This window comes from Aquimarina hainanensis, assembly GCF_042684685.1.
GTDB classification, from domain to species: Bacteria; Bacteroidota; Bacteroidia; order Flavobacteriales; family Flavobacteriaceae; genus Aquimarina; species Aquimarina hainanensis.
The window spans coordinates 2,798-19,430 of sequence record NZ_JBHULX010000030.1; the positions used below are offsets into that span (position 1 = coordinate 2,798).

A 16,633-nucleotide genomic window follows, 5' to 3' on the forward strand; every position below is an offset into this window, starting at 1 on the left:
TTCAAATGTTCAGGAAACTTCTTTGGAGTTGAATTGGGGTGCGTCGAATGATAATGTAGGAGTAACAGCTTATGATATCTATCGAGATGATGTTGTAGTTGCGACAGTAGCAGCAACTAATGAAACAATTAATGGACTCACGGCAAATACTGCATATCGATTTAAAGTCAGAGCAAAAGATGCAGCAGGAAACCATTCCGCATTTTCTAATATCGTTTCTGTTAAAACATTAGGAGGAACAGGAAGTGATTGTCAGAAAGTAACAGGGGTCACAGCTACTGATATAAAAGACGTGTCAGCTATAATTAATTGGGATGCTACAGCTGGAGCTGCTACTTATACTGTAGAGTATAAAAAGACTTCTGATAGTGGTTATACGGTAGTTGAAGCAACATCAAATACGTTAGAATTAAAAAATCTTAAGTCGGAAACAGCATATCAGCTACGTATAAAATATACCTGTAAAGGAACTACTGGAGATATCTGTGATGGAGTAGCGCCATGGAGATCAGGAGTAAATTATCAGCCAGGAGATAAGGTGGTGTATGACAATGTTTTGTATCAGAAAAATAGTTTGAATCGTTGGGGTAGTATAGGGAAATGTGGTACAGCAGGGAATCAGCAAGAAACAGATGCTCCGTATTCAGATGTAATAACATTTACAACCAAGAAAACTACAGGAGGAGGAATTTGCGAAGGAGTAGCGTCATGGAGGTCAGGTGTGATATATCGACCAGGAGATAAAGTAGTGTTTCAAGGTTTCTTGTTTCGAAAAAATAATTGGAATAGATGGGATAATTTAGGACCATGTAATGGAAGTAAGAAGCTAACCTCTCTGGCATCATCCCCTCCATCGGCTATAGAGCTGGTAATTTATCAAGAACCATTTTCTGATATATTGTCCATCTCCCTGCCGGAAACTGTATTGAACTTGTCGTCATATCAAATATTTGATGTAACAGGAAAAGTTATTATGAGAGGAGAAAAGGCTAAGAAAATAGATGTAGGAGCTATGGAGAACGGAATGTATGTGTTAAAAATAACATCAGGAAAGAATAATTATATAAAACGTTTCTTGAAACATTAATAATCTAGCCATATAAAAAACAAAAAAGCGCCTTAAAAAAGGCGCTTTTTTATTCTTAGGTATAAGTGAAGGTGAGGAACGCTTGATTTTTTAGTGGAAGAATAGCTTATGGTTCGGGAAGTGCATCAAAAAAATAGAAATACAGTCAGGTGTCTGAAGAAATCGTTGTGATTAAAAAACATTCAATAGGTATAATTGACATGTTTTAAGTTAAAGGGGGAGTAGGGGAGTATAGTGAGGGGAGACGCTTCGTTTTTTATGCATTTTTAATAATGATAGAAGTTAATTAAGGTGATTTAAAAGAAAGAATTATGTAAAGCAAAAATTAACTAAATAGAATCATCTAAAAGAAAAAAAATAAAAATTGTATTGTTTTAAAATTAAATAGCAGGAATATTTTTTTTGAGTAAAAAGAAGTGAGATTTTGGGTAAAGAAATATAGTAAAAAGAAATTAAAGAAAAATCTTACATGTTTTAATTATGTAAAAAATATAGTTGAACGACTGTAAAAGTCTTTCAGGAGATAATTTTTGTGCTACAAAAACAAAAGTTAAATATAAGTTAATAAAAATTATTTTTTAACATTTCTATAGTAGGATTCTTTTTGTTTTCAAAATGGGTGTTATGGTTGTTTGTATGAAAAAAAGAGGGGGGTAAAGTTCTAATATATACTTTGTTGCATTAATAAAAGTTGATACAATGATCCTAACATACTGAAAGTTATGGAGGTTTGATTTATTATATGAGTTAATGTGATTTGTTAGTTTTTGTAAGTAAAAAAATGATTTTTATTATTGATTTTTTTATTTTTTGCACAAAAAAATAACAATAATATAATTTTTATATATTTGTGGCTTAACACTAAAACTCAACTTATATATGAAAACTACCTTTTTAAAAAGAGGGGTACTGTTTTTTTGTGTCGTATTTTTATCATCTGTACTGTATTTATATCATGCCACAGATGCGCCAAAAAAAGAAAAGTCCTTACAAGATGTAAGAGATAAACATCTACGTTTTTTAGAAAACAGTCCTTTTAAAGAAACCTTAAGCCTTACTAAAAAAGCACGAAAAAAAAGAGGTATTCCCCCAAATAAATACTTCGAACAGATGTGGGAATTGACGATTAATCCTATGACTGGGCGTACAGAACCAGAAAAGCTTTACGACGTTCAAAAACAATTAAAGTCGAGGAATGTAAAAAGAGCCCCGGGAGAAAATAATGCAAATGCCTGGGAAGAAAGAGGCCCCAATGATGTTGGGGGAAGAACCCGTGCTATCTTATTCGATCCTAATGACCAAACTAACAGAAGGGTATTTGCAGGAGGAGTAAGTGGAGGATTATGGGTTAATAATGATATTACCTCAGCAGCTTCGCAATGGACAAGAGTTCAGAATGTACCGGGTAACTTATCAGTCACTTCTATTACAGTAGACCCAAGGAACTCTAATATATGGTATGTCGGTACAGGAGAACAATATACAGCAGGTGATGTAGTTGGTACTGGAGTGTATAGATCTAATAACGGAGGGAATAATTGGCAAGCGGTAAATATTCCTCCGGCAGGAGGAGGAGATCTTCAGGCAAATCCCACCAATTTGTTTCTTTCAGGGATTTATTATGTAAATGATATTATAGCCTGGGAGAATACTACTGAGAATCGAACAGAATTATTTGTAGGAGTAGGAGCGCATATATACGGAGCAGCTTCGGGACCTAATAACTGGCTTGGAATTCAATCGGCTGGGATGTATCATTCTATTGATGGAGGAGTGACCTGGAATCGAATTGAATCTGCTAATATGCGATACCAGTGGAGTAACAATAACTACTATTATGTCCCGAATGATTTTGAGATAGGATCTGATAATCGATTATGGATGGGAACGATCAACTCTCCTATGGGAGAAGGAGGAGGTCGTGTATTTAGTAGTGTAAACGGAACTGCATGGGTAGAAGCAGCTGCTTCTCCTCTGAGAGATTCGAATCGAGTTGAGATAGAAACCTCAGCTACCGATGCAAATAAAATATATGCACTTACTCAGGGAGTCTTAACAGATGAAAATAACAATGTAATAGAACCTGTTCATATTTATAGAACAACGGATGGTTTTGCAACCAATCCAGTAGCAACAGCACTTCCTGTAGATCACGATCGTGCAATTCCTAGAATTGGGTATGATGGAATTCCGGCCAATGATTTTACTCGGGGTCAGGCATTTTATGATTTGATGATTGAGGCAGATCCTACCAATGATGATATTGTATATGTAGGGGGGATTGATTTATTCCGTTCTGCCAATGGAGGAAATAACTGGACACAAATATCTAAATGGTCTAACAATAGCGGGTTAGCACAACTGAGAACTCCTTTAGTGCATGCCGATCAGCACGCAATGGTGTTTAGACCCGGAAATGCTAATCAAGCTATATTCGGAAATGATGGAGGAGTATATTATGCATCCAGTTTATCAACGGCAAATAATAATGCTAATGCGATTGGGAAGCGTGTAAATAATTATAATGTTACTCAGTATGTAAAAGCAGGTATCGGACCGAATGGAGCTAGAGACCAAAATGGGATATTTACAGCAGGATCACAGGATAACGGTTCTCAGGCATTTAGAAATGCAGTCGCCGGAATTAATGGATCTGAACAATTATCAGGAGGGGATGGATTTTACACCTTTGTAGATAAAGACGGACAATACATGACAGCCACATATACCAATAATAATATTTATCGATTTAACCTTCCCTGGGATGGAGTAGGACAAGAACAAGGAGGAGGAGAGGAGATATTAAGAGAAGCTACAGGAGATTTCGTGAATCAGATGGGGTATGATAGCGATGCTAATTTCATCTTGTCAAATGCGACAGTTAGAGCTAACAATGTGAATCATACCTCAATAAAGACTATTGATGTTGCTAATAATAGAAACGGAAATATAGATAATCAGATGTTAACGGCTAAGCCAACAGCATTTGTAGCATCTACTTTTGCGAATAACACCTGGTATGTAGGAGCAGCCGATGGAAAATTATTCCGTTTAACCAATGTTGGAGTAGGTGCTGCGAATTGGGCAGAAATCAATACTCCTTTTGTAGGATCAGTATCTTCTGTGAGATTAGGAGCAACTGCAAATGATCTGTTAGTGACAATTCATAATTATGGAGTAACCAGTATATGGTACTCATCAGATGCAGGAGTTAACTGGGTAAGTAAAGAGGGGAATTTACCGGATATTCCAGTACGAGATATTCTACAGAATCCATTAGATAGAACAGAAGTAATCGTGGCGACACAATTAGGAGTGTGGATGTCGAATAATTTTGATAATGCAAATCCTGTATGGCGACAGTCCTATAACGGGATGAGTGATGTTAGTGTGACATCGTTTGATTATTGGGCAATTGATGGAGATGATAATAATAATATTGTAATAGCTTCTACTTACGGTAGAGGAGTTTTTACAGGAAGTTTTACGGCTAATGGAGTGGTTGATAATGAATCGCCTACAGCGCCTACGAATCTTGTTGCGTCGAATGTTCAGGAAACTTCTTTGGAGTTGAATTGGGGTGCGTCGAATGATAATGTAGGAGTAACAGCTTATGATATCTATCGAGATGATGTTGTAGTTGCGACAGTAGCAGCAACTAGTGAAACAATTAATGGACTCACGGCAAATACAATATATAGTTTTAAAGTGGTGGCTAGAGATGCAGCAGGAAATACCTCAGCTGATAGTAATGTTATCAATGTGCGAACTCAGGCGGTGGCAGCAGATCCATGTAATGGAGGAGCTGTACTTACAGCAATTAATGGGGCGTTTACAGATGGTAGTGGAAATCAGGATTATCCAACAAATAGAAATTGTAGCTGGTTGATTAGACCAGAAAATGGAGGTACAGTAACCCTTCGTTTTGATGCGTTTAATACGGAGGCTAATTATGATTTCGTAACAATATATGATGGAGAAAATACAGCAGCACCTCAGTTAGGGCGTTTTTCAGGAAGAACAATTCCTGCAGCGATAACTTCTACAGGAAATGCAATGTATGTACAATTTACATCTGATGAGATTATTACAGCTTCTGGATGGTCAGCTCGCTATGAGGCTAATGATCAGGGGAATAATAATGAAGGATGTGCAAACGGAATCAATGTTTTTCCTTATTCGGAAGGTTTTGAAGCTGGGTTTGGAGCCTGGACTCAGGCAGCTGGTGATGATTTTGATTGGACACACCAACAAGGAAGAACGTTTTCTAATAACACAGGACCTTCCAGTGCACAAGAAGGAAGATTTTATGTGTATGTAGAAACATCTAGTCCAAATAATCCGAATCGTACTACAATTCTGAACTCGCCATGTTTTGATTTAAGAAATCAAGGAACAGCCACTTTTACATTTACATATCATATGACAGGAAATGCAGTGGGATCCTTGAGATTAGAAGCCAGTAGTGATAATGGAGTTACCTGGGCATCTGTTTGGAATCAAGCAGGAAATCAAGGAAATGTATGGAACAACGCCAATGTCAACCTTAATGCTTATGCAGGAAATTCAGTACAATTGCGTTTTGTAGGAACTTCCGGAAACTCATGGCAGGGAGATATGGCTGTTGATAATCTTCGATTGGCTACAACAGCTAATAATAATATTGCTACTACAGAAGAACTTGGCAAAGAGTTATTGGCAGATGGTGTTAAAAAAGAAACCATCGAGGTAACTGTATACCCGAATCCGGTACAGGGTGGAGTACTTCATATCGGAGGAACTGGAATAGAGAATATGAATTACAAAGTAATGAATCTATTAGGACAGGTTTCAAAACAAGGAAAGCTGCAAACAAAAGCAATTGATGTACAAGGGTTGCAAAATGGAGTTTATATTCTACAATTGCAAACCGAAGGAAAGACGACCATAATGAGACAGTTTGTCAAAAAATAAGCAATGGTAATTTTAATAGTTTTGTAAAGAAGAGGGATCGAATTCGATCCCTTTTTTTAATGTGTAAGGGATAATTGCCAAAAACTGATCTGTCTCCTTGTCCTGAATCCCAGCTTTTCATATAAACGGATGGCCCCGATGTTGGTAGAAGCTACATGAAGATAAGGGATCTTATTTTGAGCAAAAATAGCGTTCGCAGTTTTTGCAACCAATTGTTTGGCGTATCCATTTCCTGTATGATCAGGATGAGTAACTACGGCGCTAACTTCTGTAAATTGATTCATTTTCATACGTTCTCCAGTAACAGCTACCAATATATTATCAATATAGATTCCATAATACTGTCCCATACGACATGTATACTTTTTAAAATATCCCGGTTGTACGGTATTGACCAAATCAAAAAGATCTTGATGATGTTCGGTTCCAAGGGCAGTAGTAGTATGAGTATGTATTATGGGAATAGGAGAGTCTAATACCATTTGATTGCAAATAAGTTCTTTGCAGACTGTGAGATGAGGCGGACAACTGGGAGAAGTTCCGACTACATAGAAATCAGTAGTATGTTTGCTGTACTCACTAAGTGCAGTTATCATTTCCGAAGGTTTAAAAACACCTCCAAAAGGACAGAAATCAGGATGATAGAATGCAATGTCTTTATAAAAAACACCTAGCTCATGATGTGTCTGTTGTAGAGAATACCATACTGGATTGTCCAGAGGTGTGTAATTAATGTCCATGTCCGATTTATTAGAATCCAAATACAATAATATGAAATCTATATTCGAAGTGGACCTCGAGCATTCAAAAAGATAAAAAAACAACCACTTTTACCATATCAATATAAAAAGAAAAAAGAAGAGGTTGCTCTTTTGTCTCAAATGGACAAACACCTCCGAGAGAAGGTAAATTATTTTTGGTAAAAAATAAAAACCAGATGATACGTAAACCAAACAAAAGTGTATACCTTTTATTAGTATTAGTTTTTTCTGTAAACTATCTAGCTGCTCAATTAGCAGGAAAAGAACAATGCTTATTTGAACAATGGGAATTGGCATATTACAAGATTGGAAATGAAAAATACCCTCCTTCTAAAAAGGAAAAAAAAGACTACCTCAATTTAGGAACAGATATGAAATTTATTTCCATGTCAGAAGAAGAAATAGATCGTGGAACCTGGTTGTTTAATACCAATGGGAGTTATATAGAAATGCAGAATAGCAAAGGAGAAAAGCTCAAAGCACATATCATTTCGATTACTTCAAAGAACTTGGTTCTACAATTTGATATCGATGAGCTAAGAGCGATAGAAGTTTATTATAGTGCTTCTGTAGGCGAGGAATAAGTAGAGCTTGTTATGAGATGGATGCAATTAGGAGTGTTTCTGTTTTTTGTAATACAAACAGTCGCTCAGGAAGATGTTGTTTTACAAATGGTTCCCATTCAGTGGGGAACACCTCAGACTTTTCATATAAAGGAGGTCATAGACAAACGACAAGAAAAATATTTAGGTAGGTTTAAAGATGTAATGTATCAGAAAAGAAGCTTTCGCTTGGCTCCGGATGCAGCAAAAGCAATTCGTGATTTCTTGGTAGTATCATTACCAGATATTCCAAATACCAAGAAAATCAGTATTGTGATTGAAAAGTTAGCTGTACAACAGGCACAGATTTCTCCCTCAGCATTGAAAGCGAGAGTGTTGATACAGCTTTCTTTTTTAGAAGAAAGGGATGATAAGGGATTAAAAGAAGTGTATAATCTTCGACATTATGAAGAAGAAATTTTCCCTTTAGGAAAAGAAGAAGAAGCTATTAAGACCCAGGAGAAGAGAATTAGAGCAGCATTGGAGTATTGTATCAGACAGTTTACCTCACATAAAAACGGAGAAAAAACAGCGATTTTTTCAAATGTAGCAGTGATGAGTCGCTTAGGAAGGTGGTATGATCTGTTTACCTATACCCGTCGATATAGTAAATATTATCAGGGGTGGGAAGTTAGTTATATCGGATTTTCAGATAATGATAAAGAGTTTATGATCCCTTTTGTGATGTCATATGGGCAATCTAAACCTATAAATAACATAAAAGAAAGAAAGGGGTATGTCGATGTCGATACCTATGTGTTTAGTCCTGGTTTTCATGGGTATGTAAAAATGTTTCCAGGGATTTACGGAGTGTTAGGGGCGCAATTTCCAATAGGGATAGAATTATTAAAAAGAAAGGAAAGTAGACGAAAGGGAAGTTTTTTAATGGGGGTGCGTACGCAGCAGGGGGTAAAGTTAATTCCGTGGAAAGATATGGGGCTTGTAATTGGTATTGGCGCCTTTCAAAGAGTACAAACTTCTAAAGTATATACATTCGACTATGGTATTGCCTTCGAATTAGGAATTCATTTTTAATAAGAGAAATGGTTGGTAATATATTAATGAATTGTGATTGAATTTTATAGCTAAAGAAAGGAACCCTGACACTGTTCTATAATAATTTATATACGACTCTCTAGATTATTATATCACAGAAGACTAGTTGTTTGAAATTTATTGCACTAGAACCATTTATTTACTATTAGGACCAAAATGTGCTTAAGGTATGTTAGTTCGTAATAAAAGATAAAGTTGTTCTATAAAAGTAATTAGTGTTTAATAACTAGAATTAACGTTTTGATTTTCTAGTTTTTTGTAGGAAAAAACTTGTGCTATCTCTTTTGTTAGACACCGGATTAATAGGTACTTTAGCGTTTTAATTATTAACCAACTAATTAATAATAATGACCACAGCCTTAAAAAATGATTGCCTTTTAGAGTTTAAAAAATATATAAAAAACTCTTTTTTTCTCATTTGAGCTTTGTTTTAAAATAACATGTACTTTACATTTTTAGATCATTCGTGATAATAAAACTATTATACTGTTTTTATTATTGGAAAAGCTAACATTAGTTAACAAGTATTAGGCAAAATATCTCCACTGCTTTTTTATTTTTAATTAAAATACTTTTAGTTATAAAAGGACGTAATTGTTCAAAAAAGTCAACTCTTACTATTTATGGAGTAAGAGAAAGATACTTTTTACATGAGTTCTATTTGTAACTGGATTTCTATACGGATATGTCAATATGATATAGTTATTGGCGGAATCTTTCTACTTAAAAAAATAAAGAAATATTGCTTATTAGTTAATTGTGTGGGCTTTTAGAAAAATTTTCTAAAAATATATTACCTCTTACTCAAGTGATTTAAACACTTATTTATACCAATTTTAACTAAAAAACTAATGAAAAAACACAAGATTCTTCAATGTTGTATACTCGTTATAATGAGTATATGTTTGAGCTGCAACACTAAAAATAATTTATCAGAATTCTCTTTTGATATTAATAGGAAAGAGGCTTCTTCATATACTATTGCTGCTAATGATTCAATCCTTAGCTATTTAAATTTTTCCGATAAAACAGATTCTATAAATGCAACTAAAGGATTTATGGGAACGATAGAATCAGGGGAAATTGTAAATGATTCAGGGAATGTTGTATATAATATGAAACAATACGACTTCATAAAAGGAAAAGCTCCAGGAACAGCTAATCCCAGTTTGTGGCGACAAAGTAAACTAAATAGTCTTAACGGATTGTTTAAGGTGACAGATAGTATCTATCAAATACGAGGATTTGACTTGGCAAACATGACATTAGTAAAAGGGAAAACAGGATGGATTGTTATAGACCCGTTATTGTCAGAAGAAACAGCAAGAGCAGGGTTGCAACTTGCTAATGAAAAAGTAGATAGTTTGCCCGTAAAAGCCGTTATTATTACCCATAGCCACATAGATCATTTTGGAGGTATTAGAGGGGTGATGAAAGGAAGCGATACAATCAATGGGAAAATACCGATTTATGTCCCTCAAGATTTTTTTGAAGAAGCGGTAAGTGAAAACGTGATGGGAGGCAATGCAATGGGAAGAAGAGCTTCATATATGTATGGGAATGTCCTTTATAAGGATATAAAAGGAACTTTAGGTACAGGTTTAGGGCAAACAACTTCAACAGGTATTTCAGGAATATTAAATGGTACAGAAATTATTAATGCAGTAGAAGGAGTAAAAGATACAATTGATGGACTGACAGTTGAGTTTATTTATACCCCAGAATCAGAAGCTCCTGCAGAAATGATGTTTTATTTTGAAGAGTTAAAAGCTTTCTGTCAATCAGAAGACATCAATCACACGTTACATAATTTATATACTTTGAGAGGGGCTAAAGTGAGAAATGGACAAAAGTGGAGTCAATATATCGATAGAGCAATTTATAAATGGGGAAAAGATGTAAAATATTCTTTTGGTTCACATCACTGGCCCACTTGGGGGAATGAAGAAATTTATAAACTATGGGAGAACCAAAGAGATTTATATCGTTATATACATGATCAAACGTTACGGTTGGCTAATCAGGGATATACCCCGTTAGAGATCTCAGAAATGTTACATCTGCCAGACTCATTAGATAAGCAGTTTTATAATAGAGGATACTATGGATCTGTTAGTCATGATGTCAGGGCACAGTATCAATTGTATTTTGGATGGTTTGATGGGAACCCAGCGAACCTTCATAAATTACCTCCTTCTGATGTAGGAGAACGATATGTAGCTTTTATGGGAGGAGCTGATTCTTTGATAAAAAAAGCGAAAGTATCTTTTGATGAAGGGGATTACAGATGGGTAGCCGAAGTAGTAAATCATTTGGTGTTTTCAGATCCTGATAATCAAAGTGCTAGAAGGTTATTGGCAGATACTTATGAACAGTTAGGGTATATGGCAGAGTCAGGTCCGTGGAGAAACTTCTACTTGTCAGGGGCTAAAGAATTACGTCATGGAGTAAAAGAATGGGATACTCCTAATACTGCAAGTCCAGATATGGTTAGTGGGATGACTAATGAGTTGTTCTTTAATTATCTAGCAATGGGGTTTATAGGGACAGATCAGGAAGCAGTTGACTTTGATTATAATTTTAATGTTAACCTGATTGATGTTAATGAAAAGGTTTCTTTGATTGTTCAGAATGGCGTTGTAACTCCTCGTATAGGGGCATTAATAACAGAAGATGTGACTACAACTGTAACTATGAAGAGAGCAGACTTAAACAGAATTGTAATGAAAGAAACAACTTTTGAGGAGTTGATAAGGAACGGAGATGTTATTCTAACAGGAAATGAAGAGGCATTTATGTCTTTTATTTCTAAGCTTGATACCTTTACATTTTGGTTTCATATTGTAGAACCTTAAATAATTTTATAAAAGAGTGTCTGGCTTTTTAGACACTCTTTTTCTATTTCTTTTAACATCCATCAGGGATTATAGTTATTTGTAAGGAGATTTCTATCAATTTTGGGAATGATAATGCTGAGATAAGGTGAGGTACCTTCTGAGTACTCCATAGCATAGGATCAATGACCAGATTTGATGTGATCACCTCATAAAGCTCCTTTTTTTTAATGGTTGATAAAAAGGAGATGGGCTGCCGTATGCCATTAATAGTTAAATATCCAGTAGAGGAAAAAGAAGAAGGACCGGTATACGCTGTGTGAAGGATATGTAAAATTGCTCCGGGGTGTTTTTTTATATCAAAAGAAGCCCTGGAAAAAAAAGGAATGCATGTTTTACTGTCATAGGTATAAGATTGTAGTTTTGAATATAAATCAACTTCGAACATGCCTTCAGTAATCTGTGTATCTTTTTTTATTACATGACCTTTTTGAAATGAGATTTTTCCATTATGTTTCCCTCTATGATGATCATCTGTGGCGGACCAGTGAAGGGTACTTTGAGAAGCATCAATAAAAAGTTTTTGCTGAGCAAAAGAGGATAAAGAACTATAAAAAAGAACGAATACAATTATTGTGTTTTTCATGATATATGTTTTTTGTAAAGCTAAAAGAGGAGTTGTTGGAAGGTGAAAAAAAAATGTAAAAGAAGTGCAAAAAATTGTAAATTTTACCCGTATTAACTTGTTTACAAGGTATTTTGTGAAATCGAAACTTATATATCGTATACTATTTATGGGAGGCATACTAGTTTTTTTTACAAGTATGTATATGGCGCGATCAAAAGAGCCATCATATTTTTCTGAAATAGTAAAAGTAGCATTAAGAGATGTAGGGAATCAGTTACTCTTGTCGGATAAAGATTCTATTTCATTGATAAGTCCGATAATTCAGATTAATGAACATACCTATGAATTGTCTTTTGAGGCAGACATATCCATTGTTCCTGATACCCTGGTGGCGAATATTCGTCATAGTTTTGAAAAATTAGAATTACCAGAGCGTTATATCGTAGAAGTAATCAATTGTAGTAACAGAGAAGTTTCGTATAGTTATCGGGTAATGATGTCGCAAGAGGAAAGCATTATTCCATGTCTGGGAAGGAGACTTCCGTATAATTGTTATAGAATTCGGATATTGTTTATAGAAGAAACAGCTGTTTTAGGGGGGGACAATGTACTTGTATGGGCTTCTCTTTGTTTGATCAGTATTGCAGGAATTGGTTTTTTATATGTAGCTAAGAAAAAAAACAGGAAAAATAATGAGGCTTCAGAACAAATACGAATAGGGAAGTACTCGTTTTATCCGGATAAAAACTTTTTAGAAAAGGAAGGAAGGCGCATTTCATTAACGACTAAAGAACGTGAGCTAATGCAGTTGTTTAGTCAGCATCAAAATGAAACGATTAAAAGAGAGGTATTGGTAAAAGAAGTATGGGAAGATCAAGGGGTCATTGTTGGGAGAAGCCTGGATGCTTTTATTTCCCGCCTTCGAAAAAAATTACAGGATGACCCTTCTGTGAATATTATAAATATTCATGGGGTAGGTTATAAACTGGAGGTGCTTTAAATATTATTTTCTAACCGATGATGGTTTAGAAATATATTAATACCTTATATGTCTACAGGGGAGTTTACTTTTAATCGTGCTTTTTTGGATTAATCGTTAAGCTCTTTAAGTATGTTCGTAATGTAGCAGGTTGTTTGTAAAATCAACAGAAAAAGTACATGATATAACCATAAGTCTTATTTTATGGCTTGTTGTTTAAATTATTGATTTTTAGGTTTTTAATTTTTATTTTTTGTGGTTTTTCTGGTCTGTAGTAACAAAATATTTTTCTAAATTTAACTTCGTAATTAAAAAAAATGAAATATTTCATTGAGTAGCTACTTTTAATTCCTTTTGATTACTAAACTATTTTTTATCCCTGTCAAATAGCTTAAAAAGTCTCCAGAGGGTCTGGGGCTCTTATGTGTTATTTAGCCATAGCAGTCTAAATATAACAGAACAATAAAATTTGAAAAATAATGGCAACAAAGTTTAGTACCACAATACAAATGAGTGCAGAGACCGTAGCTGCACTAAAATCGCAAGGGTATTCATTATATGGATTCAAGTCAGTAGAAGCTTCTGGTTCAGGAGAACCTACAGTTTGGTTTAAATTAGAAAAGGATAAGTTATTAACGAATACAGTAATTCATTGGGAGGAGCAGTTTCAAGGGTATAACTCTACTTCACAAGTTTCAGAAAGTGTTACCATCACAGCTAGTAATACGATAAATGCAGACTTAAACGATTTAATAACAATTGACTCGGCAGGAAATTTAAACGGGTCGAGTAGTGGACCGAAAGGGGCAATATCTTTTTTGAATAAAGCATCGCAGCAATTTACAGTAGGAATTAGTCAGGTTGTAGAAAATACGCCTAATATCTTATGTGCGTTCCCTATTTTAGGGAGTGGTTCTGCAAGATCTATTACACCAATAACTACAATTGCACTGATTTTTTCTACTAATATTGTAGAAACAGCAACTGTAATTACAAGAGCAATGTCTTCAGGGGCATTGATAGATCTTACCGGGGCGCCGAATAATTCTCGTACTTTAGACTTTAGTCTGGATACAGGATGGGGAGCAAATGGAGCTACCTGGCTTAAAAAGTTCAACGCTTTCACCAGTATGAGCAGTCTGTTAATTAAATCACCATCTAATAGTGTGGACAGAGCTATAGAAAAGAAACATAGCCTACAGGAAGTTTGATAAAGTGATTAAATAATACGAAAAGCCTTCTCTGTATTATGAGAAGGCTTTTTTATGGGGGCTATTGTGTTGATTATATATGGATTGTAAATGATGCTGTCAATCCAACACTAAAATTTTTGGGCAGTTTTTCAACACCAAAAATTGCTCGGGAGTGTTTCCCTTTTTCTTCTAACACTTTTACAAAAAGATCAGAAGCGCCATTGACTACTTCAGGCGATTCATCCCAATTTTTTCCGGATTGGAAATAAGCATCTATATGATTAAGACCTATAAGCTTATCAAAACCAATTTTTTGTTTTACTTGCGATAGTACATTCAAGGCGCACATTTCCATAGCTTTATACCCTTCTTCAGTAGAAAGCTCTTCTCCTAATCGTCCTTGATAGGTATATTCTTTGTTCCAGATAGGAAATTGAATTGCTATATAAGCAATATTTCCCCTGATATTGACAGATTCATAACTTCCTCCGGGAGAGGGTGTATCTGGTAGTTCTTTTCCAATTTTTTTGAGATTATCCTGTGCTGTCATTATTTTTTTCGTACTGTTTTTATGTTTATTTATAAGGGATTCTTGTTTTGGTAAATGAATACTTACATGTTCAATGTAAACTAATAAAAAAACTTTTTTATATAAAATCATGCTATACTCTAGAGAAAAAAAAGGGTAACGCTCTTTTTTCTCGACATATAGATGAACCCTTTTTTTATACTGTAATGAAAGTAGTACGTAAGCAAGTAGCAGCCCTTTTTTATTTTATCGCTATGATGATGTATGCTCAGGAATATACTCCACGTTTTGGGATTAAAGTAGGAGAAAACTTTTCTTTCGTAACCAAAAAACGAGAGGAACAAGTAGCTCATAGAGCAACACTTCATTTCGGGGTATTATTAGAAGTGCCCTTGACCGAAGTATTGGCTTTTCAGCCTGAGATTGTATATTCTCCTCAAGGAGCAACTATAGAGCGAATAACCGCAGAAGGAATGACATCGCATAGATTGCAGTTGGATTATCTGAATGTCCCTCTGTTGTTTAAATATTATGTGTTTAAGGGGACGAGCATACAAGTAGGACCTCAGGTCGGGATATTATTGACAGGAAATTCAGAGAAAGAAATATTTCGTGACGGAGCCAAAGAACGTGTAACACAACACATCTCGGGGGTAACTCCCTTATTGGATTTAGGAACAACAGTCGGTATCGGATATCAAATGCCTCAAGGTTTTTTTGGAGAGGTAAGGTATTATTTAGGCCTTTCTACCAGTTATGATGATATGACTCATGAAATGAGAAATGCTGTTTTTCAACTAGCTTGCGGTTTTAAATTCTGACTCCTGTTGAATTTCAACGATATTATAAGATAAGAAACCCTGAGAAATCAAAATCGATTTCTCAGGGTTTTACAATTAATACATATACCTCGTTTAGTGATTGATTATTTGATAAAACGTTGTGTATACTCTTTTTTGTCAGAAAGAACTTTAAGAATATAGACCCCTTTAGGAAGTGGAGTTACATCTATTTCCTGACTAAAATCTCCTTGTAGAACAATTTTTCCTTGTAATTCTATGATGCGGTATGTCGCATCCTTTGAAGGAACAAACAAGGTGTTCAATGTGTTCCCCTTTATTGGATTTGGCTCGATAATTAGAGCATTGTATACAGGGGGATACACTGTTGATGAGTTACTTTCTTTCGTACTGTATGCCATTGAGGTTGGGCAATTTCCTATTCTTCTCCATCCAGAAGCAACTGTGTTATCACGTTGGAAAAGAGTGTTTTGGTGAATTACTTTGTCACCAATCTGGTATGTCCGACCGTTTACATATGTCTGAATACCATCACAGATATTTCCTGTTGTTCTGGCACTTTTTAAAGCAAAATTATCAATAGCAATATCTGCTTTCCAGGTAGCTCCTGTTAGTCTGTTAAAACGAAGTTGTACCGTTCCTCCTGAGTATGCAGACAGATCAATACTGGCAGATAGCCAATTGTTTCCTTTGTTACCAGTTTGGCTCCATAGGCTTACCCAGTTTGCACCGTTATCTTTACTTGCTTCCAGAGCGATGCTTCCCATATCATTATCTCCATACATATGGTAGTTGAAGCTTACAGTTGCCTGAGCCAAATTTGTCAGGTCGAAACAAGGAGAAGTAAGAATAGCCCTTTTATTAGGATTTCCATTTATTCCATTTGTATTTGAGGCTTCTACATAGATATAATAGTTCCCTTGATGTGCACTGGAAGGACCTGTGTTATCCGATGGGGTGTTCCCGTTTTTCAGCGTCCAGTCAATATGATCATGCTTGCTTTGCTTCCATGAACCAAAGGAGTTTTCGAATCCCTGATTATAAGGGAATGTCTGCACTGCTGCAGTACATTGGTCTCCACTGGTACCACTTGTTGTAGCAGATATTGCATCACTCAGAGCGGATTGATTTCCTGCTGCATCTTTAGCTCTAACTCTGAATTGATAACTGGTATTTGGAGTTAACCCTGTAATAGTAGCAGAATTTCCTGA

The 16,633-nt window shown here is 35.3% G+C and carries 12 protein-coding genes; 8 read left to right on the forward strand and 4 right to left on the reverse strand.

All coding sequences use genetic code 11. The features are described from left to right. Both ACFSTE_RS14365 and ACFSTE_RS14370 read left to right on the forward strand, forming a co-directional pair. Positions 1 to 1,087: T9SS type A sorting domain-containing protein (locus ACFSTE_RS14365; RefSeq protein ID WP_378298209.1), on the forward strand; the 1,087-nt coding region annotated here is incomplete at its 5' end. A gap of 879 nt (positions 1,088 to 1,966) precedes the next feature. Beyond that, positions 1,967 to 6,040 (forward strand): CUB domain-containing protein, encoded by a 4,074-nt coding sequence (locus tag ACFSTE_RS14370; protein WP_378253505.1) that lies wholly within the window; start codon positions 1,967 to 1,969, stop codon positions 6,038 to 6,040. Between the two features lie 56 nt (positions 6,041 to 6,096). Here the strand turns inward: ACFSTE_RS14370 and ACFSTE_RS14375 are convergent, their stop codons facing one another. Continuing rightward, positions 6,097 to 6,780, reverse strand: a complete 684-nt coding sequence (locus ACFSTE_RS14375; RefSeq protein ID WP_176027130.1) for a GNAT family N-acetyltransferase — start codon at positions 6,778 to 6,780, stop codon at positions 6,097 to 6,099. 197 nt (positions 6,781 to 6,977) lie between these two features. Here ACFSTE_RS14375 and ACFSTE_RS14380 point away from each other — a divergent pair, with 197 nt between their 5' ends. The 3 genes from ACFSTE_RS14380 (at position 6,978) to ACFSTE_RS14390 (ending at position 11,314) form a co-directional block, all read left to right on the forward strand. After that, the gene (locus ACFSTE_RS14380) at positions 6,978 to 7,385 is read left to right on the forward strand and encodes a hypothetical protein (RefSeq protein WP_378253507.1); all 408 of its coding nucleotides are present in this window, start codon (positions 6,978 to 6,980) and stop codon (positions 7,383 to 7,385) included. Between the two features lie 12 nt (positions 7,386 to 7,397). Continuing rightward, positions 7,398 to 8,438, forward strand: a complete 1,041-nt coding sequence (locus tag ACFSTE_RS14385) for a hypothetical protein (protein WP_378253509.1) — start codon at positions 7,398 to 7,400, stop codon at positions 8,436 to 8,438. Positions 8,439 to 9,352: 914 nt separating this feature from the next. Next, positions 9,353 to 11,314, forward strand: a complete 1,962-nt coding sequence (locus ACFSTE_RS14390; RefSeq protein ID WP_378253511.1) for an alkyl/aryl-sulfatase — start codon at positions 9,353 to 9,355, stop codon at positions 11,312 to 11,314. 52 nt (positions 11,315 to 11,366) lie between these two features. Here the strand turns inward: ACFSTE_RS14390 and ACFSTE_RS14395 are convergent, their stop codons facing one another. Continuing rightward, entirely contained in the window at positions 11,367 to 11,939 is a 573-nt protein-coding gene (locus tag ACFSTE_RS14395) for a hypothetical protein (protein ID WP_378253513.1), read from the reverse strand. A 184-nt stretch (positions 11,940 to 12,123) separates the two neighbouring features. Here ACFSTE_RS14395 and ACFSTE_RS14400 point away from each other — a divergent pair, with 184 nt between their 5' ends. Both ACFSTE_RS14400 and ACFSTE_RS14405 read left to right on the forward strand, forming a co-directional pair. Further along, positions 12,124 to 12,921 carry a winged helix-turn-helix domain-containing protein gene (locus ACFSTE_RS14400; RefSeq protein ID WP_378253514.1) on the forward strand — a complete coding sequence of 266 codons (798 nt, stop codon included), beginning with the start codon at positions 12,124 to 12,126 and terminating at the stop codon, positions 12,919 to 12,921. 458 nt (positions 12,922 to 13,379) lie between these two features. Then, positions 13,380 to 14,111, forward strand: coding sequence for a hypothetical protein (locus ACFSTE_RS14405; protein WP_378253516.1), 732 nt, complete (start codon positions 13,380 to 13,382; stop codon positions 14,109 to 14,111). Between the two features lie 73 nt (positions 14,112 to 14,184). On the opposite strand, the gene ACFSTE_RS14410 is transcribed toward ACFSTE_RS14405, so the two are convergent. Then, positions 14,185 to 14,643: a RidA family protein gene (locus ACFSTE_RS14410; RefSeq protein ID WP_176027123.1), complete on the reverse strand. Its 459-nt coding sequence runs from the start codon at positions 14,641 to 14,643 to the stop codon at positions 14,185 to 14,187. A gap of 185 nt (positions 14,644 to 14,828) precedes the next feature. Here ACFSTE_RS14410 and ACFSTE_RS14415 point away from each other — a divergent pair, with 185 nt between their 5' ends. Continuing rightward, entirely contained in the window at positions 14,829 to 15,443 is a 615-nt protein-coding gene (locus tag ACFSTE_RS14415) for a porin family protein (protein WP_176027122.1), read from the forward strand. A gap of 104 nt (positions 15,444 to 15,547) precedes the next feature. Here the strand turns inward: ACFSTE_RS14415 and ACFSTE_RS14420 are convergent. Further along, on the reverse strand, positions 15,548 to 16,633 hold a 1,086-nt coding region (locus ACFSTE_RS14420; RefSeq protein WP_378298211.1), incomplete at its 5' end, for a T9SS type A sorting domain-containing protein.